This window comes from Pseudomonas sp. QS1027, from assembly GCF_002814235.1.
Taxonomy (GTDB): domain Bacteria; phylum Pseudomonadota; class Gammaproteobacteria; order Pseudomonadales; family Pseudomonadaceae; genus Aquipseudomonas.
In genome coordinates, this window is sequence record NZ_PHSU01000019.1 from 20,392 (window position 1) to 39,533 (window position 19,142).

Sequence of the window (19,142 nt, forward strand, 5' to 3'; positions counted from 1 at the left end):
ATGGCTTCGCAAGTCAAAGCCCGGGAAGGCCGCTCGGCCTGGACCTTAGTGCCACGCTTGCGGCCGACCGCGGCCTGGGCGCTGGCGCCGGCGGCCGCCGTGCTGTTCGCGTTCTGGTTACTGCCACTGGCGCACCTGATTGTGTTGGGTGGGCAAAGTCGCGAGGGCAGTGACAGTGGCTATTGGCAGGTGCTGAGCAGCGCGCAATACCTGGGCAGTCTGGCGCAGACCTGCATGTTGGCCCTGGTGGTGACCCTCGCGGCGCTGCTGGTGGGCGGCGTCAGCGGGGTGTTTCTCTCGCGCCAGCGCTTCTTCGGCCGTTCGGCGCTGGTCGCCTTGTTGACCTTCCCACTGGCGTTTCCCGGCGTGGTGGTCGGCTTTCTGGTCATCCTGCTGGCCGGCCGCCAAGGGCTGTTCGCCAGCCTTGGTCTTGAGCTGGCGGGTGAGCGCTGGATTTTTGCCTACTCGCTGACAGGGCTGTTTGTCGGCTACCTGTACTTCTCGATTCCGCGGGTGATTCTCACCGTGATGGCGGCGTGTGAAAGCCTGGATCGCAGCCTGGAAGAAGCCGCCCATTCACTGGGCGCGGGCCACTGGCGAGTGGTCTGCGATGTCATCGTGCCTGGCTTGGCGCCGGCGTTGGTGTCATGCGGAGCGATCTGCTTTGCCACGTCCATGGGGGCCTTTGGTACCGCCTTCACCCTGGGTACGCGGCTGAACGTAACCCCGGTAGCGATTTATAACGTGTTCACCAACTACGCCAATTTTGCGCTGGCCGCCGCGCTGTCGGTGGTCTTGGGCGGGCTGACCTGGCTGGTGCTGTTGCTGGCCCGCACGTTGGTCAAACCATCGAGGACGGTCTTGTGAAGCGTTCAACACTGTTTGTCGGGCAACTGGTGTTTACCCTGCTGGTTTGCGCGTTCATGTTGGTCCCCGTGTTGATGTCGCTGCTGGCCGGATTGACGCGTAATTATTTCCAGGGGATATCCAGCGGTCTGACGTTCGAATGGCTGGTGCAAGTCTGGCAGGCCTACGCTCCGACGGTCTGGCTCTCCCTGCAACTGGCCGCAGCCTGTGCGCTATGTGTCTGTGTGGTTGGCGTGCCGGCGGCCTATGGGTTGGTACGGATGAACAATCGCTTCAGCCGCGCGTTCGAGGAACTGATGGTGCTGCCGGTCGCCATGCCCGGCCTGGCCAGCGCGCTGGCGTTGTTGCTGACTTATGGCCAGTTTGGCGAGTTTCGCAGCAGTTGGCTGTTCATTCTGGTCGGCCATGTACTGTTCACCCTGCCATTTCTGGTGCGCCCGGTGATGGCGGTGATGCAACGCCAGCATCTGCCGGTCCTGGAAGAGGCGGCGGCGAGCCTGGGCGCCGGGCCGATCCGGCGTTTCTTCAATGTGGTGTTACCCAACTGCCGGGCGGGGATTCTCGCCGGGGTGTTGATGGTGGTCACCCTGTCGTTGGGTGAGTTCAACCTGACCTGGATGCTCCACACGCCGATGACCAAGACATTGCCGGTGGGGCTGGCCGACAGTTATGCCTCGGCCAGGCTGGAAGTCGCCAGCGCCTACACCCTCATATTCCTACTGATGATCGTACCGCTGCTTATTGCGTTGCAGGCCATCAGCGCGCGCCTTTCCCGTGGAGAAAATCGATGAGTGGAACCACCATTCGCCTGCAGGGGTGCCGCAAGGCGTTCGCTGACGGCACAGTCGCCGTGCATGACCTGGACCTGAGCATCGAGGCGGGGGAAACCCTGGCGGTTCTCGGCCCGTCCGGCTGCGGTAAAACTACCACCCTGCGGCTGATCGCCGGTCTGGAGCGTCCGGATGTGGGGCAGATATTTTTTGGCGACAACGATGTCACGCACCTGCCCATCGAGCGCCGTAACGTGGGCATGGTGTTCCAGAACTACGCCTTGTTTCCGAATTTGGATGTGGCCGGCAACATCAGCTACGGCCTGAAAATTCGCGGCATGTCGCCTGCCGAACGCAACAAGCGTTGTGCGGAACTGCTGGAACTGGTCGGCCTGGATGAGCATGGCAAACGCAGTATTCACGAGTTGTCCGGCGGTCAGCGCCAGCGGGTCGCACTGGCCCGTGCCCTGGCACCGAGGCCTCGGGTATTGCTGCTCGACGAACCCTTGGCGGCGCTGGATGCGCAGTTGCGTGAGCGCTTGCGCAGCGAGTTGGATCAGTTGTTGCGCAGCCTGGGAATCACCGCCGTGTTCGTCACCCACGACCAGGGCGAAGCCATGGCGTTGGGGAATCGCATTTTGGTGATGGAGCAGGGCCGCATCGCACAATTGGCCAGTCCGCGGGAAATCTACCAGCGGCCAGCCAATGCTTTCGTCGCCAGCTTCGTGGGCAATCTCAATGCTTTTTCAGTGATCGAGCGCACGACTGATGGCTTGAGAGTCAGTGGCGGTGAATTGCCATGGAGCGACACCCATCTGCCCGCCACCGTGTATTGCCGCCCCGAACATCTGCGGGTGATGGATTGCCGGGGGCATTTACGTGGACGTCTTGTCGGCCAGTTTTTCCAGGGGGCGCAAAGCCGTCTGCTGGTGGATGTCGGCGCCCCCCAGCCGTTGTTGGTGGACAGCACCGATGGCGTGATTTACGGGGTCGGCGCCATGCTTGCCTTGGCCATCGAACCACAAGTGTTGTTCACCCTGCATCAGTGATCAGAGATCAGTATTTTGAACCGTCCATTTCTCGTTGCGCAGATCAGCGATCTGCATCTTAAAGCCGGTCAGAAACTGACCTATGGCGTCGTCGATACCCTCGGTGCATTGCGTCGCGCTGTCGATCATCTGAACGCCAGTCGGCCGCGCCCGGATATTGTGGTGATCAGTGGCGACCTGGTGGACTTCGGTCGCCCCGACGAATATGCCGTGCTGCACCCTGAGCTCGCGCGCCTGCACATGCCTTGCTACCTGGTGCCTGGTAACCACGACAATCGCGAACATTTGTTGGCGGCATTCGCCGATCACACCTATTTGCCGAGGTCGGCCGGTGAACCACTGGATTGGGTGGTCGAGGAGCATCCAGTGCGCCTTGTCGGTCTGGATACGAGCATGCCCGGTGCCCATGGCGGCCAGTTGTTGGACAGCCAGTTGCGCTGGCTCGACGAACAACTGGCCTGTCGTCCCGATGCGCCGACGCTATTGATCCTGCATCATCCGCCGTTTATCAGTGGCATTGGCCATATGGACCGCGAGCCGTTTATCAACGCGATGGCCCTGGAGCGGCTCATTGCCCGTCACCCGCAGGTCGAGCGGTTGTTGTGCGGACACCTGCATCGGCCGATGCAGCGGCGTTTCGGCGGCAGCCTGATTTGTGTGTGCCCCGGCACCTCACATCAAATTGTGCTGGATCTGCAGCCAACCGCCCCGGCGCATTTCAATCTGGAACCGCCGGGGTATCTGTTGCATCACTGGCATGAGCAGGCGTTGGTGACTCACAACGGCGTGTTTGGTGAGTATCCCGGGCCGTATCCGTTTTATGACGCAAATGGATTGATTGACTGTTAATTAGAGGTCGAGCACCAGCAGTGGCGTTTTCGAGCGCGAGCAGCAAGGGGTGAACTGGTCGTTGGCGGCTTGTTCATCTTCGGTGAGGAACAGATCGCGATGTTCCGGCACGCCCTCCAGAACCCGAGTCAGGCAGGTGCCACAAATGCCTTGCTCGCAGGAAATCGCGATCTCGATGCCCTGGTCTTGCAACACCTGCACCACGCTTTTTTCGGCTGGCACCTCGAAGGTTTGGCCGCTGCTGGCGATCCTGATCGAGAAGCTGCCGTCGGCGCCAGTGTCGATGGGCGCGGCGGCGAAGTACTCGCGATGCAGGCAGGGCTCCTGCCAACCCGCAGCCTTGGCCGTGTCCAACACGTGCTGCATAAAGCCGCCGGGGCCACATACATACACATGAACGTCGCTTTCGGGCGCGGCCAGGACCTTGGCGGCGTCCAGCGCCGTCTCGGGTTCCTGATCGAAATGCAGGAACACCCGGTGGGCAAACGGCGAGTGTTGCAGGCGTTCGACAAAGGCCGCGCGGTCCCGCGCACGGGCGCAGTAGTGCAGTTCGAAATCCGCGCCGCTGTGTGCCAGGCGTTCGGCCATGCAGAGGATCGGGGTAATGCCGATTCCGCCGGCGAACAGCAGGCTGCGCCTGGCCTCATGGACCAGTGGAAACAGATTGCGCGGCTCGCTGATCGACAGACGCGTACCAGGCCGGATCTGCTCGTGCATGGCCCGTGAACCGCCCCGGGAACCCGGGTCCTTGAGTACGCCGATCAGGTAACGATGGCGCTCTTCGGGGTGGTTGCACAGGGAGTATTGTCGGATCAGGCCGCCAGGCAGATGCACATCGATATGGGCGCCGGCGCTGAAAGCCGGTAGTGGTTGGTCGTCGACACTGGCCAACTCGTAGCTGCAGATGTCCCGGGCTTCGTCGTGGCGCGAAACCACTCGCACTTCGATCATGTCAGTGACTCCTGTGGGGCTCGTTCCCGGGCGATCAGACGCTCCAGGACTCGGCGCGACTGCACGCCGCCGGCGTCGATATTGAGCTTGAGCAGGTTGCGCAGGGGATGGTCGAGCAGGTTCTGTTGCTGGCGTTCGAGCATCTCCAGGTCTTCGCTGAAAATCTTGCCCTGACCCTCGCGGATGCTCGCGGTCAGGGCTTCGTCCTGCGGGTTGAAATTGCGCGTCATACCCCAGAAGTACCAGATCGAGGTCTCGGTTTGCGGGGTGATGAAGTCGACGACGATGCTCGACGCCTTGAACTGCGGATCGGCGTGATAACCGCCTTTGCCGGCGTGGGCCACGCCGACTTCGATCAGCACATGACTGGGGGGGCTGAAGCGGCAGATCTGCCAGCGGTCAACCGGCACATCATCGGCCAGGTTGTTGCCGCGCAGGGCCATGCGCCAAAAGGGTGGTGCCATGATGTTTTCCATGTGGCGGGCAGTGATCACCTCGTCGCCCTCGACCGTGGTGATCGGCGCGACCTCATCGATTTCCTTCTGGCCGATGCTGGACGCATGCACGTAGGTTTCGTGGGTCAGGTCCATCAGGTTGTCGATCATCAGGCGATAGTCGCACTGGATATGAAATAGACCTCCGCCATAGGCCCACTGATCGCTGATCGCCCATTCCAGATGAGGGATCAGCGCCGCGTCGGCCTGCTCCTGATCGCCGGGCCAGACCCAGACAAATCCGTAGCGCTCGACCACGGCAAAGGTCTTGTTGCAGGGGAATCCCCGGACCCGCTGCCCTGGCATTTCCACGGTCTTGCCATCGCAACCCATCACCAGGCCGTGATAACCGCACACCAGCTGGCCGTTTTCGACGTATCCCAGTGACAGCGGAGCGCCGCGATGGGGGCAGAAGTCCTCGACGGCCGACACCTGGCCTTCATGCCCACGGTAAAAAACCATCTTTTCACCACAGATCTGACGGCCCAGGGGCTTGTCGAGTTCATCAGGCGTACAGGCGACGTACCAGGTGTTTTTGAGATACATGGCGATTCTCCCAGCTTTTTTGTATTTAGTGGATCCATTAGGTTGTTTTACTTTGGATTAGTCAAACAAAAAAATCATTTATTCAATTTAATGGATCCATTGATGGATCGCGCGAATGCCTGACAGGCGTAGCGGGAAAGCTATTTGTTTATTGAGTAAAATATTTTATTGACTAAGTAAATGTGCTTGATCAATCATTTCCCTGCATCTGCTCTCACGCAGAGTCATTTCCAGGGGCAACCCCATGAGTCAGAACCACCTGCCTTTGCTGGCCAGTCTTTATGTCGAGGCCAATGAGTCTTCAGTCGACGGACCTGTCGCGCCGTCACTCATGCAAGGTTTTCCGGCCGAACCGGAACATCGCGTCACCTGGTCCAACTGGATGAGCCCGCCATTCAACCAGTGGGGGTTTCGCAACCTGGCACGCCTGCGTCCGTCCATCGACGTGCAGGCCAACCCTGGTACGACCGGTGTCTTGAAGGAGGCGCCGCTGGCGCTGGATGAGCTGAATTTCGTCAGTGAATGCGGCCTGGGCATCAGCGTCATCGATCACCTGGTGGCCAGTCACACCGACGCATTCCTGGTGATGCAAGGCGACACGGTGCTCTTCGAGCGGTACTTCAACGGCCAGCAGCGCCGGGATCGGCACGCCATGTTCTCGGTCACCAAGTCGCTGATCGGCACCCTGGGGGAGCAACTGGTCTGCGAGGGCACCCTCGACCCGGCATTGCCCGCGGTGCATTACGTGCCGGAGTTGCTGGGCGGCGCGTTTGCCGATGCCAGCGTGCGGCAACTGTTCGACATGGCCGTGGGCATCGAATACAGCGAGGTCTATGACGACCCCAATTCCGAGAGTTCACAGTATGGCTACGCCTGCGGTTTCCAGCCGGCCCCGCCGCAGTACGCTCAGTTCGAGTCGCTTTACCAGTACCTGCCGTCCCTGCGAAAGCGCGGTGAACATGGTGGTTTTTTCCACTATGTGACCGCCACCACCGAAGCCCTGGCCTGGGTGATGGAGCGCGCCTCGGGCAAGTCCTGCGACCAGTTGCTGCAAGGCATCTGGAGCCAGTTGGGTTGTGAGCGCGACGGCTACTTCATGGCCGATCCCTGGGGCCGTGGCGTGGCGGGAGCCGGTTTCAGCGCCACTCTGCGGGACATGGCACGTTTCGGCCGCCTTTTGGCCAATGAGGGGAGGCAGGACGGCCGGCAGTTGCTCTCGAGCGAGGCCATCGCGTGCATCGTCAGCGGTTCCGATCCGGCGATCTACGCCGCGAACCCCGAGTTCTCCAAATGGACACCCGGCGCGTCCTATCGCAGCCAGTGGTACGTCTTCAACGACCACAGTCAGGCGCTCATGGCCGGTGGCATTCATGGCCAATACCTGTTCATCGACAAGCCATCCGGCGTGGTGATCGTCAAGCAGTCATCACTGCCCGATGCCGTCGGCCCATTCGATGCCGACAGCGTGCGCATGCTGCGCGCCATCGCCGGCCATCTGAGTCGTTGAGCTCCGCCTTAAAACAACAACGTTGCGAATCGATTCACTCGACCCGAAGGGGTCTTGGCGGCGTACTGCGCCGCCGCTCAACTGCCCTGTAACAACAATAAATCACACAGGAGCTTCACTATGTTTCCCATGATGCGTTTTTCACGCGCGCTATTGGCGGTCGGGCTACCCCTGGCTACCCAGGCGGCGATGGCGGGCTACACCTTCGAGGATGGCGACCTCAAGGGGGAGGTCAATCTCACAGCCGGCGCAGCGACGCTTTTCACTCGCAATGTCAACTTCGGTAGCGGCCGGATTGATATGCGTAACGGCCGGAACGGCGGTAGCAGCATTGACTGGCAGGAGTTCTACGTGAAACCCGGGGTCAAGCTCGAGTATGCGGTGCAGCCGGATTTCAGTCTGCTGGGCGGTGGGTCGCTGGTGGCGGCGAAGACCTTGGGCGATGGTGACGCTGGTGGTTTCACCCGTAGTTCCGACGGTAAGGCGGCGACAGAAGAACTCTACGGCGGTTTTCGCCGTGGCGAGTGGACGTTCACTGCCGGTCGCCAGAATTACCTGATCGGCACCGGCTTCATCGTCATGGACGGTAACCTCGACCAGAAAAAGGACGGTGCCTATTGGCTGGGTCCCAGGACGGCCTTCAGGGATTCGGCGATCCTGGCCTGGGACCATGCCTCCCTGAAATCCCAGGCCTTCACCTTGCGCACCGATGACGATCTGGGGGACTTCCGCATGACGGGCGCCAACCTGGATTACAACCTCGACGATCAGGTGACGTTGGGGGCCATGGCGATGAGGGTCAATGCGCTGGGGCCCAGGGGCAGTACTCTGCCGCAACGCCGTGACGGGATGCTGGTGTATAACCTCAGAGCGCTCAATGCGAAAGTCCCGGGTGTGGCGAACCTGACCCTGAATGGCGAATACGCCCTGGAGCGGGGCAGTGGCGAAGGCGTGGATTACGATGCCAATGCCTGGTATGGCCAGGCGGATTATGCCTTCAACACCTTGCCACTGACCCCGGTGATCGGCTATCGCTATGCGAGCTTTTCCGGCGACAACAACCTTTCCGATAACCGCCAGAAAGCCTGGGACCCTTTGAGCAAGGGCTTTGTCGATTGGAGCACCTGGCTGATTGGCGACGTGGTCGGCAACTACCTGCTGTTCAACAGTAATGAAAACGTTCAACAGTTCTCGCTCAAGACCCACCTCAACGAAGCCCTGACCCTTGGCGCGATCCACTACCAGTTCTGGCTGGATGAAAAAAACTACCTGGGCGCGGCGGTCAGCGATCGACGCTTTGCCGACGAGAGCGTCGTCTTCCTCGATTGGACCGCGTCGAAATCGCTGTCCACCTCGCTGTCCTATAACTGGGTCAAGCCGCTGGCGGCAGCCAGGCAGGTGTTCGGCGACGATCAGAAGTTCAGCGCGCTGGAACTGTATTTCACCTACCGCTACTAAGTGCCGCGAGCCTTTGCGGCCGCGCTGGAGTGTTTCATCATGAACCGTCTTTTGCGTAACACCTTGCTGAGCGCTGTCGTTTCGCTGTTGGCCAGTGGTTTGTGCCTGGCTGAAGAGCGGACTGTCCGGATCTACAACTGGATCGAGTACCTGCCGCCCGAGATCCTGAAGAGTTTTCAGGAGGAAACGGGCATCCGCCCGATTTACGATGTGTTCGACAGTGTCGAGACCCTGGAGTCCAAGCTACTGACCGGCAACTCCGGGTACGACGTGGTATTCCCGAGTAGTTCCAACCTGAGTCACTTGATCGCCGCGGGTGCCATCGAACCCCTGGAGCGCAACCAGTTGCCGAACTGGCAGCACCTGGACCCGGAGTTCATGAAATCCCTGGAGGCCGTGGGAGACTCGGGCAATCGCTACGCGGTTCCTTACCTGTGGGGCACCACGCTGATCGGCTATAACGTCGACAAGGTGCGGCAGGTCCTGGGCGCCAATGTGCAGATGAACAGCTGGGACATGATCTTCAAGGAAGAGAACCTCGCCAAACTGGCCAGTTGCGGCGTCGGTTTTCTCGATGCAGCCAACGAGATCGTGCCCATCGCCTTGCACTACAAGGGCCTCGATCCCAACAGCCAGAAGCGTGAGGACTACCCGCAGGCCCAGGCCGCGATGATGAAAATTCGCCCTTACATCACCTACTTCAATTCCTCGCGCTACGGCATGGATCTGGCCAATGGTGATATTTGCGTCGCAGTGGGCTGGTCAGGCGGCGTAGCGCTGGCCAAGCAACTGGCCGATGCCGCTGGCAAGGGGGTCAAGGTCGAGATGGCATTGCCCAAGGAAGGTGCGCCAATGTGGTCGGATGTGATGGTGGTGCCGGTCAACGCGCCGGATGCCAAGGAGGCCCATGCGTTCATCAACTACATTCTGCGACCGGATGTGATCGCCCGGATCAGCAACAAGATCGGTTACCCCAACCCGAACAAGGACGCCACCGCATTGGTGAATGCCGATATCCGTAACAACCCCAATATGTATGTGCCGGACGAGGCGCGTAAAACGCTGTTCGCCCTGCAACCCATGCCGGCAGCCATGGAGCGGATCCGCACCCGCACCTGGACGAGCATCAAGACCAATCGCTGATCAAGCCTGGCTGCCGAGTCTCGGCTCAGGCGTGCATGCCCTGGAAGAGCAGGGCGGTGATGCGTCGGACCTGGTTGGAATGAGAGTCCATGTCTGGCGGCTCCTGATTGACCAGCCGCAGCAGTTGAAGGTGCGCATAGTCATTGAGCAGGAAGGCGGCGGTCTCGACGTTGAGGTCGCCGCGCAGCTTGCCGGCCTGCTGCAGGTCCCTGAGCAGGCCACTGATTTCCGAGCGCAACGCATCGTTCATGGCACGGTAGCCTTCGGGCAGTTCATTGTCGCCACCAAACAGAATCAGCGGCAGCAGTTCGCGCCAGAGACTGGGGTGCATCACTTCCAGGGCGTAGCGGGTCAAGAGCTGTTCCAGGTAGCACAAGGTGTCGACCGGATCGTCCATTTCGGGGATCTGGCTGCGGGTGTCCTTGAGGGCACGCTGGTCGGCGGCGTGCAGGATTTCCAGGATGATTTCCTGCTTGTTGCCGAAGTACTTGAACACCGTGGGCGCCGAGACCCCGGCCTGGTTGGCGATCTGTTCGATGGTGGTGTTCTGGAAGCCCTGGTGCTCGAACAGCTCCACTGCGGCCTTGCTGATGGCCTGGCGGCGCAGGACTTTCTGGCGTTCACGCAGTCCAGTCACGGGAGGTCCTTCTAGATGGGCGGGTACAAAAGCCAGCAGGATAATCGATTATCTTTGTCGCAAAAATACTTTATTAAATAAAGCTTATCCGCACATGCCCTCCAGGCCCGGCACGGGGCTTTCAATTGGCCGGTTCCGGCGCGAACCGAGGCCACTTCGGGTGGTGGAATGTAGAGGCGCGGCCTGAGTCAGGCCGATGCCTGTTGGTACTTTTTCAGGCGATAGGCAAACTGCGCCCGACTCAATCCCAGCAAGCGCGCCGCCGCCGCCAGATTGCCCGCGCTGTGTTGCAGCGCTTCGTCGATCAGGCGTGACTCCAGTCCTTCGATGGAGAAACCCTGCTCCAGCCGGCTCAAGGTTTCCAGCAAGGCCGCACGCGGCTGTGTGCCGGAGGGATTCTGGTTGATGGCCGCCAGGCTGCCGTTGTTGTCCAGGGAATACAGCTCCTGGGGGATGGGTTCGTTGCGAAACAGGTGGACCAGGTCAATGGCTTGGCCATCTTCGCTGGCGATCAGGCCGCGCTCCACCAGGTTCTGCAGTTCCCGCACGTTGCCGGGGAAGTCGTAGCGCAGCAGCGCCTTGAGCGCGCGCATGGTCAGCCCGGCGGGCTTGCGCCCGTAGTCCTGGCAGAAGCGTCGCAGGAACGCATTGATCAGCAACGGGATATCGTCGCGTCGCTCGCGCAGCGGCGGCAGGGTGATGGGGAAGACGTTCAGACGGTAGAACAGGTCCTCGCGAAAGTCGCCAGCCGCTACCGCTTTGCGCAGGTCGACGTTGGTCGCCGCCACCACTCGCACATCGACCTTGATCGGCTGACCGCCACCGACGCGTTCGATCTCGCGCTCCTGCAAGGCACGCAACAGCTTGCCTTGCCCAGGCAGGCTGAGGCTGGCGATTTCATCGAGAAACAGGGTGCCGCCGTGGGCCCGTTCGAAGCGTCCGGGACGCGAATGGGTCGCGCCGGTATAGGCGCCGCGTTCGACGCCGAACAGCTCCGCCTCGATCAGATTGTCCGGGATCGCGGCGCAGTTCAGGGCTACGAAAGCTGCCTGATGGCGTGGGCTGTACTGATGCAACTGACGGGCAAACAGCTCCTTGCCAACCCCTGACTCACCGCTGAACAGCACCGTTGCGGGTGTTGGCGCTACGCGTTGCAGGGCGAGGGTGGCGGCATTGAAGGCCGCACTGGCGCCAATGGGTTTGGGGCCGCTGGACAGCTCGTTGTCATCCTGGGGCGCGGGTGCCGGGGCTTGGTGCTGCCTGAAGGGGGCGTGGGTCGGTGATGCCGTGAGATAACTCAGGTCCTGTTCGACATCGCCCCATTGCTCGGCGGTCTTGCCGACCACGCGGCAGGTCTCGTGGCCCATGCCCCGGCATTCGACTTCCCGGAAGATCACCAGGCGCCCGAATAGCCCACTGACATAACCGATGGCATAGCCCAGTTCGGTCCAGCACACCGGGTCCTGGCCGATCCCGTAGGCGGCGATATGTTCGTCGGCTTCGCAGGAGTGATGCCAGAGGAACTCGCCTTCGTAGAAACCAGAGTCGGCATCGAACTTGAAGTGCAGGGGTTCGACCTTGGTCATGCCTTCAAGGGTATGCAGGCGTGTGCCAGCGGAGAAGATCGCCGCGGCATCGGCGTCCGGCCAGCGCTCGCGGATCAGTCGGGCATCCCGTGCGCCGGACAGGTAGCCGGTGCGGGTAAACAGGCCACGGGTCTGTTCCAGTCCCTGGCGATCGATGATCTCCCGACGCAGTGCGCCGAAGGATGAGCTGTGCAAGAGCAGCATGCGCTGATCATTGAGCCAGATGCGTCCGTCGACCGGGGAGAAGAACAGGCACTCGGTCAGCTCGGCCAGGGTCGGTGAGTTGCCCTCCGCCAGTTGGGTACTGTCGCCCCTTGGCGAGAAATGTTCCTCCGATACCGCGAGATCCGGGAACAGCGAATGGGGATTTTTCATTGTTATGCCCCTGGGCGAGTCGACTGATCGAAATGATCAACTGCAATAATAGTTATTAAACATAACTTTATCATTTGGACAAGTGCCGCAAAATCGGGCGCTCGCCGGGTCTATCGCTCTGTCCGCAGGTATTGCGCGCGAACCTGCAAGCCAGAGCCTTCGCGGCTTGAAGAACGGCGCGCTGGCGGAAATCGGCATGGCCCTTGCTCTAGTGCTTTCACCACGCAGACGACTTCAGCGCCTCAGCAAGGCGGTGTCGGGCGATGACAAACACAAGAGCCGGGAGGCCGAAATGGCGGTAAGTGAACCCTCTGATTTGCTGCAGGACGAGTTGTGGTGTGAACGTATTTTCACCGGCGACTGGATACGCCCGTTGGGCGGCAGCAATAGCGTATATGAGCCGGCCACCGGTGAGGTGCTGACGGTGACCGGGCTTGCGGATGCGGCGGACATCGCCTTTGCCAGCCTCAGCGCTGCCCGCGTGCAGCCGGCCTGGGCGGCATTGGGGCCACGGGAACGTGCGGAGATCTTTCGTAAGGCCGCCGCACTGGCCCAGCAACATTTTGCCGAGTTGGCGCTGTATATCGCCCGGGAAAGCGGCGGCAGTCTGTTCAAGGGGGAACATGAGGTCAGGGAGGCGATCGTCTTGCTGCATCAGGCGGCGGGTCTGCTGTCTCAACCCCATGGCCTGGTTCTTCCCAGCGAGGCGGGGCGCTTGTCCTATGCCCGCCGCTTGCCCCACGGTGTGGTCGGGGTGATTTCCCCGTTCAACTTCCCGCTGGTGCTCTCACTGCGCTCGGTGGCGCCAGCGTTGGCGGCCGGCAACGCCGTGGTGCTCAAGCCCGATCCGCAGACCCCGGTCAGTGGTGGCTTCATCATTGCCCGGCTGTTCGAGGCAGCTGGTCTGCCCAAAGGCCTGTTGCAGGTGTTGCCGGGCACAGCCGTTGCCGGTGAGGCGCTGTGCCGCGACCCGCATGTGCGGATGATCGCGTTCACCGGTTCCACCGCCGCGGGCCGCAAGGTCGCGGAGGTGGCGGGGCGTCATCTGAAGAAAGTCGCCCTGGAGTTGGGCGGCAAGAACTCGCTGATCGTGCTCGAAGACGCCGATCTCGACCTGGCGGCCAGCAATGCCGCCTGGGGCGCCTGGTTGCATCAGGGGCAAATCTGCATGGCCACCGGACGCATCCTGGCTCATGAATCGATCGCTGAAGAACTGGTCCGTCGATTGGCCGAGAAAGCCCGGACGATCACGGTCGGCAATGCTGCTCGTGGCGAGGCGGTGCTGGGGCCTTTGATCAACAAGCGCCAGTTGCAACGCGTGCATGAAATCGTCACGGACAGTTTGAGGGTGGGGGCAAGTCTGGAGGCGGGCGGCGAGTTTGACCAACTCTTCTACCAACCCACGGTACTTTCCGGCGTGCGTCCGGGCATGCGTGCGTTCGACGAGGAGATCTTCGGACCGGTGGCCACGGTGGTGAGTTTCGCCGACGACGAGGAGGCCATCGAATTGGCCAATCGCACCGAGTACGGCTTGTCCGCGGGAATCATCTCGCCTTCGCTCGGGCGTGCGATGGCGATGGGCGAGCGACTCAATTGCGGCCTGCTGCATATCAACGACCAGACGGTGGCTGATGAGTGCATCAATCCATTCGGCGGGCGTGGCAGTTCGGGAAATGCCGGCAGCGTTGGTGGTCCGGCCGACTGGGACGAATACACCCAATGGCAATGGGTGACGGTCAAGGACACCGCGCCGCGCTACCCGTTCTGAGCAAGACAGGTCGACGCGAGCGGTCGGCCAGATGAATACACAAAAACAATAAGAGGACACAACATGAAGCTCGACAACAAGATTGTGCTGGTGACCGGGGTCTCCTCGGGTATCGGCGCCGCCACCGCAAGCCTGCTGCGCAGCCACGGCGCCCAGGTGATCGGCGTGGATCTGAAGGCTCCGCACATGACCCTGGACGGCTTTGTCCAGGGCGACCTGGGCAGCGCCGAGAGCATCGACCGGCTGTTGCCGCAGCTACCCGCACGGATAGATAGCCTGTGCAATATCGCCGGAGTCCCGGGTACCGCCGACCCGCAACTGCTGGCGCGGGTCAACTACCTCGGCCTGCGCCACCTCAGCCGCGTGCTGCTGCCGCGCATCACGGCGGGGGGCAGCATCGTCAATATCGCCTCGATCCTTGGCGCCGAGTGGCCGCTGCGCCTGGAACTGCACAAGGAGCTGGCGCGCATCGAGGGTTTTGCCGCCGCGCAAGCCTGGCTGGCCGGGCACCCGGTACCGGACCAGACCTGCTACCAGTATTTCAAGGAAGCCTTGATCGTCTGGAACTATCTGCAGGCCCAGCCCTGGTTTCTCGAACATTCGGTGCGCATGAACAGCGTGGCGCCGGGCCCGGTGTTCACCCCCATCCTCGGCGACTTCGTGAGCATGCTCGGCGAGGCCAGGACCCAGGCCGATGCCCATCGCATGAAGCGTCCTGGTTATGCCGATGAGGTGGCGGCGGTGATCGCCTTCCTGTGTGCCGACGAGTCGCGCTGGATCAACGGCGTCAACCTGGCGGTCGATGGCGGATTGGCCTCCACCTATATCTGAAACGCAAACCTGTAAGCAGCGGCGCAGGCCGCTACCCGAGCGTGTTGGCTGGCGCCATGCGTGCAAAGCCATGCCGAAAATAAAAATAATGAGGAGCGTCCATGGACAACGTAATAGGTGGCTTTCGTTTTAAACATTGCGCCCTGTTTCTGGCGTTATGCAGCACAGGCGCGATGGTTGAAAGGGCGGAGGCCATGCAATTGGACCTCGGTGATTCCGACTGGAAACTGCGCTGGGACAACACCATCAAGTACAGCCAGGCCTGGCGCCTGCAGGGGCAGGACAGCCGCCTGACGAATGCACCGACCGCCAACGGTCTGTATCCCTCGATCCAGGGCCAGGGCGATAAAAACTTCGGCACCGGCCTGGTCTCCAATCGCCTGGACCTGTTTTCCGAAATGGACCTCAGCCGGAAGAACTACGGGCTGCGTGTGAGCGGCGCGGCCTGGTACGACGATGTCTACAACAAGGAAACCGACAGCAGCGAGCAACCGCATTTCCTCAGCGATACCCGCAAGCTCAATGGCCGTGACGCCGAAATCCTCGACGCCTTTGTGTTCCTGCGCGGTGATCTCGGTGAAGACTCCCAGGGAGTGGTGCGCCTGGGGCGGCACAGTCTGGTCTATGGTGAAAGCCTGTTCTACGGTGGCAACGGTATCGCCAACGCCCAGGGGCCGACCGATGTGGTCAAGTTGCTCAGCGTGCCGGGGACCCAGTTCAAGGAGATCCTGCGTCCGGTCAACCAGATCTCCGGGCAGTTACAGATCAACCCGCAACTGTCGGTGGGGGCTTACTACCAGTTCGAGTGGGAACGCTCCAACCTGCCTGGTGCCGGCAGCTACCTGAGCGATACCGACGCCATCGGCTACGGCAGCGGTTCGCTGCATGAAGTGTTCGGCAATGACACGGTGAACGCGGGCGATCTGAAACCGAAAAACTCGGGGCAGGGTGGTATGCAGATCCGCTTCAAACCGGCCGGGACCGAGCTGGAGCTGGGTTTTTACGCCGCGCAATATCACGACAAAACCCCGATCGGCCTGTACGCCTACCTCGACGGCCCGGCCGCGGCGGCCACCGGGTTGCCGATCCTGAGCACTTATCGTCAGGTCTATGCCGAAGATATTCGCACTGCCGGCATGAGCTTCTCCACCGCCCAGGGCCCGTTCAACTTCGCCGGTGAAACCTCGATTCGCTGGAATGCGCCGCTGGTGAGCAATCTGCAAGTGGTGACCCCAGGCATGTTGGCGGACGGCGGTGACCACTCGCTGTTTGCCCGAGGCAAAACCGCCCACGCCAACCTCTCAGCGATCTATCTGTTGTCGCCGACGGCCTTCTGGGACGGCGGTTCGGCACTGGCCGAGCTGGCCTGGAACCGCACCCTGAGCATCACCGAGAACGCCGCGGCCCTGGACGCCAATACGACCCGTGACGCCACGGCGCTACGGGTGCTGGTGGAGCCGGCGTATTTCCAGATTATCGACGGGATCGACCTGACTGTGCCGATCGGCATGGGCGTGGTGCTCGACGGGCGCTCTTCGGCGGTGAACAAGTCGGGCTTCGGCAACACCCACTCCGGCGACTGGAGTGTCGGGCTCAAGGCGACCTATCTGCAGCGCTGGGATGTCGGCCTGAACTACGTGAACTTCTTCGGCGCCCCGAAAGCCGGGCTGCGCGAGGACGGCAACTTCAGCTACGGACAATCCCTGGCCGACCGCGACTTCATTTCGCTCTACGTGAAAACCTCATTCTAATAAGGTGGATTTGCCATGCGCAACCAAGCTTTTTTCAACACCTGCGTCCTGACCCTGGCCCTTGTCGGCATGAGCCTGGCGCAGGCGGCGGTGTCGCCCGAACAGGCTGCACGCTTGAAGTCGGAACTGACGCCCCTGGGCGGCGAACGTGCCGGCAATGCCGATGGCAGCATCCCGGCCTGGGAAGGTGGTTACACCAAGGTCGCGCCGGGCTACAAAGCCGGTGAAAAACGTCCCGACCCCTTCGCCGGGGAGAAACCGCTGTACACGATCAAAGCCGCGAATATGCAGCAGTACGCCGGTGAGCTGGCCGAAGGCACCAAGATTCTATTGAAAAAGTACCCGGACTATCGTCTGGATGTGTACCCGACCCACCGTTCGGCAGCCGCTCCGCAATGGGTCTATGACAACACCGCGAGGAATGCCACCCGCGCCACGCTGGACGTCGAGAGCGAGAAAGTCAGCGGCGCCTATGGCGGTATCCCATTCCCGATTCCGGACAACGGCGCGCAAGTCCTGTGGAACTACCGATTGTCCTGGCAGGGCGGGGACACCATCAGTTCACCGTTCGACACCTGGCTGATGACCGCGGGGGGCAAGAAGGTCCAGGCCACCCGGGCGCTGTACACCTACCAGTTTCCCTATTACATCGAAAACGGCAGCCCGGAAAATTTCTCCGGCAAATACCTGATCGGCAAACTGTTCACCGAGCTGCCGTCGTCCAAGGCCGGCGAAGGCCTGATGACTCACTGGGACCTGGACCCGGCCAACCGTGCGGCCTGGCAATACCTGGTCGGTCAGCGCCGGGTGCGTCGGGCGCCGAATATTGCCTATGACACCCCGGACTTCGTCACCTCCGGTGTCGGCCTGTTCGACGAAGCCTTCATGCTGTTTGGGCCAACTGATCGTTATGACCTCAAGCTGATGGGCAAGAAAGAACTGATCGTCGCTTACAACAATAACCGTGCCGGTCTGGCCAAGAGCGATGATCTGGTCAAACCGAACTTCCTCAATCCCGACCTGGTGCGTTGGGAGAAGCATCGGGTCTGGGTGGTCGAGGCCACGCTCAAATCCGGCAAGCGCCATGTGGTGCCGCGTCGGACCTACTACATCGATGAGGATTCCTGGCAGATCCTGATGGCCGACGGTTATGACGCCCAGGGCAAGCTGGGTCGCCAGATGTATTCGCTGACGCTGCTGGCGCCGGACCTGCCGGCGCTCACCGCGCAGGTCATGTGGGGCAGCTACAACCTCGACACCGGTGCCTACTTCCTCAACTCCTCGAGCAATGACCTGGCGGTTCAGTACCAGAAAGTTGCGAAACCTTCGGCGTCCTTCTTCACACCGGATGCCATGGCCAACGAAAACATGCGTTGAACCCTGGACGGCCGCGGTGGGCAATAGGCTCGTCGCGGTCGCCAGTGACTTTCCAGGCGAGATAAAGACATGAACGTTGAAAAAAACTTTGCGCGCTTTGGCTGGCGCTGGGGGACCTGCGTCCTGGCGTTGTACCTGTTGGCGAGCACGCCTCTTGCGGTGCAGGCAGCGACGTTCGCGGCACTGCAGCAGCCGGCACTGCCCACCGCCAAGGCCCCCCGCGCGGTATTGCTCGGTTTGGCCCGGGCCGGGGATCGTCTGGTGGCGGTCGGTGAGCGCGGCATCGTGCTGCTCTCGGACGACTCGGGGAAAAGTTGGCGTCAGGCCAAGGTGCCGGTCAGCGTCAGCCTGACGGCGGTGCAATTCGTCGATGTCGAGCAGGGTTGGGCGGTAGGGCATCTGGGGGTGGTACTGCACAGCGAGGATAGGGGCGAAACCTGGCACAAGCAGCTCGATGGAGAGGCTGCCGCCGCGTTGGCAGTGCAGAGCGCACAGCACGATATCGATCAGGCGGGCGGTGCCGGCAATCTGGAGCAGGCGCGGCATTTACTGGGCGACGGACCGGACAAACCGTTTCTTGACCTGTACTTCAGCGATCGGCTGCATGGCTACATCGTCGGTGCCTACAACCAGATCTATCGCACCGACGATGGTGGACGAAGCTGGCTGCCTTGGATGTCGCATGTGGACAATCCACAAGGCCTGAACCTCTACGGCATTCGTGCATCGGGCAACGATCTGCTGCTGGTGGGGGAACGCGGCCTATTGTTGCGTTCCAGCGATGCCGGGCATTCGTTCCAGGCCTTGAAATCGCCTTATGACGGCAGCTTTTTCGGTCTGCTCGGCACCCGTGGGGGCGCGTTGATTGCCTATGGTTTGCGCGGCAACGCCTGGTGGTCGGATGACCGTGGCACCAGCTGGCGACGCCTTGACACCGGTGTCGAGTCAACGCTGGCGAGTGCCATCGAACTGCAGGACGGCAGCCTGCTGCTGGCCAGCCAGGGCGGGGAACTCCTGCTCAGCCATGACCAGGGTCGCAGTTTTGACAAACGTCAGAGCCGCAGCGGCGCGACGGTCGCCGCCGTGCAACAGGTGGCCGACGGCAGTCTGGCCAGTGTCGGCTTGAGTGGCGTGGCCGCCGACCAGGATCCGCAGGCCTCCGGTAAACCTTGAAACTTCACGG

16 protein-coding genes are annotated in these 19,142 nt (G+C 61.5%); 12 read left to right on the plus strand and 4 right to left on the minus strand.

Annotated features, from left to right (window positions below):
- From CWE01_RS17895 to CWE01_RS17910, 4 genes are read left to right on the plus strand one after another with little or no spacing between them, the layout of a single operon-like run.
- A complete protein-coding gene (locus tag CWE01_RS17895; protein ID WP_100942003.1) occupies positions 1–867 on the plus strand; it encodes an iron ABC transporter permease in 867 nt (288 codons plus the stop codon).
- Positions 864–1,658, plus strand: coding sequence for an ABC transporter permease (locus tag CWE01_RS17900; RefSeq protein WP_100941871.1), 795 nt, complete (start codon positions 864–866; stop codon positions 1,656–1,658). The genes CWE01_RS17895 and CWE01_RS17900 overlap by 4 nt, the downstream gene beginning before the upstream one ends.
- A complete protein-coding gene (locus CWE01_RS17905) occupies positions 1,655–2,686 on the plus strand; it encodes an ABC transporter ATP-binding protein (protein WP_100941872.1) in 1,032 nt (343 codons plus the stop codon). Before CWE01_RS17900 ends, CWE01_RS17905 begins: the two co-directional genes overlap by 4 nt.
- Before the next feature lie 15 nt (positions 2,687–2,701).
- Positions 2,702–3,535 carry a phosphodiesterase gene (locus tag CWE01_RS17910; protein WP_100941873.1) on the plus strand — a complete coding sequence of 278 codons (834 nt, stop codon included), beginning with the start codon at positions 2,702–2,704 and terminating at the stop codon, positions 3,533–3,535.
- Here the strand turns inward: CWE01_RS17910 and CWE01_RS17915 are convergent, their stop codons facing one another.
- Both CWE01_RS17915 and CWE01_RS17920 read right to left on the minus strand, forming a co-directional pair.
- Positions 3,536–4,486 (minus strand): PDR/VanB family oxidoreductase, encoded by a 951-nt coding sequence (locus tag CWE01_RS17915; protein ID WP_100941874.1) that lies wholly within the window; start codon positions 4,484–4,486, stop codon positions 3,536–3,538. It lies immediately after the preceding gene.
- Entirely contained in the window at positions 4,483–5,526 is a 1,044-nt protein-coding gene (locus CWE01_RS17920; protein ID WP_100941875.1) for an aromatic ring-hydroxylating dioxygenase subunit alpha, read from the minus strand. The genes CWE01_RS17915 and CWE01_RS17920 overlap by 4 nt, the downstream gene beginning before the upstream one ends.
- 244 nt (positions 5,527–5,770) lie before the next feature.
- Here CWE01_RS17920 and CWE01_RS17925 point away from each other — a divergent pair, with 244 nt between their 5' ends.
- From CWE01_RS17925 to CWE01_RS17935, 3 genes are all read left to right on the plus strand, one after another.
- Positions 5,771–7,033 (plus strand): serine hydrolase, encoded by a 1,263-nt coding sequence (locus CWE01_RS17925; RefSeq protein WP_100941876.1) that lies wholly within the window; start codon positions 5,771–5,773, stop codon positions 7,031–7,033.
- Between the two features lie 120 nt (positions 7,034–7,153).
- A complete protein-coding gene (locus CWE01_RS17930) occupies positions 7,154–8,491 on the plus strand; it encodes an alginate export family protein (RefSeq protein WP_100941877.1) in 1,338 nt (445 codons plus the stop codon).
- 39 nt (positions 8,492–8,530) lie between these two features.
- Complete coding sequence (locus CWE01_RS17935; protein WP_100941878.1) at positions 8,531–9,634, plus strand: polyamine ABC transporter substrate-binding protein; 1,104 nt, start codon at positions 8,531–8,533, stop codon at positions 9,632–9,634.
- Positions 9,635–9,659: 25 nt separating this feature from the next.
- Here the strand turns inward: CWE01_RS17935 and CWE01_RS17940 are convergent, their stop codons facing one another.
- The gene (locus CWE01_RS17940) at positions 9,660–10,271 is read right to left on the minus strand and encodes a TetR/AcrR family transcriptional regulator (protein WP_100941879.1); all 612 of its coding nucleotides are present in this window, start codon (positions 10,269–10,271) and stop codon (positions 9,660–9,662) included.
- 188 nt (positions 10,272–10,459) lie between these two features.
- Positions 10,460–12,232 (minus strand): sigma-54-dependent Fis family transcriptional regulator, encoded by a 1,773-nt coding sequence (locus tag CWE01_RS17945; RefSeq protein WP_100941880.1) that lies wholly within the window; start codon positions 12,230–12,232, stop codon positions 10,460–10,462.
- A gap of 292 nt (positions 12,233–12,524) precedes the next feature.
- On the opposite strand from CWE01_RS17945, the gene CWE01_RS17950 reads away from it, so the two are divergent.
- The 5 genes from CWE01_RS17950 to CWE01_RS17970 all read left to right on the plus strand — a co-directional run bounded on the left by CWE01_RS17950 (position 12,525) and on the right by CWE01_RS17970 (position 19,132).
- A complete protein-coding gene (locus CWE01_RS17950) occupies positions 12,525–14,000 on the plus strand; it encodes a benzaldehyde dehydrogenase (RefSeq protein ID WP_100941881.1) in 1,476 nt (491 codons plus the stop codon).
- Positions 14,001–14,063: 63 nt separating this feature from the next.
- Complete coding sequence (locus CWE01_RS17955; RefSeq protein ID WP_100941882.1) at positions 14,064–14,831, plus strand: coniferyl-alcohol dehydrogenase; 768 nt, start codon at positions 14,064–14,066, stop codon at positions 14,829–14,831.
- A gap of 101 nt (positions 14,832–14,932) precedes the next feature.
- Positions 14,933–16,582, plus strand: a complete 1,650-nt coding sequence (locus CWE01_RS17960) for a DUF1302 domain-containing protein (RefSeq protein ID WP_100941883.1) — start codon at positions 14,933–14,935, stop codon at positions 16,580–16,582.
- A 15-nt stretch (positions 16,583–16,597) separates the two neighbouring features.
- A complete protein-coding gene (locus tag CWE01_RS17965) occupies positions 16,598–17,959 on the plus strand; it encodes a DUF1329 domain-containing protein (RefSeq protein WP_100941884.1) in 1,362 nt (453 codons plus the stop codon).
- Between the two features lie 69 nt (positions 17,960–18,028).
- Positions 18,029–19,132 carry a YCF48-related protein gene (locus CWE01_RS17970; RefSeq protein ID WP_100941885.1) on the plus strand — a complete coding sequence of 368 codons (1,104 nt, stop codon included), beginning with the start codon at positions 18,029–18,031 and terminating at the stop codon, positions 19,130–19,132.
- The last annotated feature ends 10 nt before the right edge of the window (positions 19,133–19,142 follow it).

Bases quoted from the DNA above. Each gene is read 5' to 3' on its own strand.
- CWE01_RS17895 (WP_100942003.1), top strand. From the start codon at position 1: ATGGCTTCGCAAGTCAAAGCCCGGGAAGGCCGCTCGGCCTGGACCTTA.
- CWE01_RS17905 (WP_100941872.1), top strand. From the start codon at position 1,655: ATGAGTGGAACCACCATTCGCCTGCAGGGGTGCCGCAAGGCGTTCGCT.
- CWE01_RS17915 (WP_100941874.1), bottom strand. From the start codon at position 4,486: ATGATCGAAGTGCGAGTGGTTTCGCGCCACGACGAAGCCCGGGACATC.
- CWE01_RS17920 (WP_100941875.1), bottom strand. From the start codon at position 5,526: ATGTATCTCAAAAACACCTGGTACGTCGCCTGTACGCCTGATGAACTC.
- CWE01_RS17925 (WP_100941876.1), top strand. From the start codon at position 5,771: ATGAGTCAGAACCACCTGCCTTTGCTGGCCAGTCTTTATGTCGAGGCC.
- CWE01_RS17930 (WP_100941877.1), top strand. From the start codon at position 7,154: ATGTTTCCCATGATGCGTTTTTCACGCGCGCTATTGGCGGTCGGGCTA.
- CWE01_RS17935 (WP_100941878.1), top strand. From the start codon at position 8,531: ATGAACCGTCTTTTGCGTAACACCTTGCTGAGCGCTGTCGTTTCGCTG.
- CWE01_RS17945 (WP_100941880.1), bottom strand. From the start codon at position 12,232: ATGAAAAATCCCCATTCGCTGTTCCCGGATCTCGCGGTATCGGAGGAA.
- CWE01_RS17950 (WP_100941881.1), top strand. From the start codon at position 12,525: ATGGCGGTAAGTGAACCCTCTGATTTGCTGCAGGACGAGTTGTGGTGT.
- CWE01_RS17955 (WP_100941882.1), top strand. From the start codon at position 14,064: ATGAAGCTCGACAACAAGATTGTGCTGGTGACCGGGGTCTCCTCGGGT.
- CWE01_RS17960 (WP_100941883.1), top strand. From the start codon at position 14,933: ATGGACAACGTAATAGGTGGCTTTCGTTTTAAACATTGCGCCCTGTTT.
- CWE01_RS17965 (WP_100941884.1), top strand. From the start codon at position 16,598: ATGCGCAACCAAGCTTTTTTCAACACCTGCGTCCTGACCCTGGCCCTT.
- CWE01_RS17970 (WP_100941885.1), top strand. From the start codon at position 18,029: ATGAACGTTGAAAAAAACTTTGCGCGCTTTGGCTGGCGCTGGGGGACC.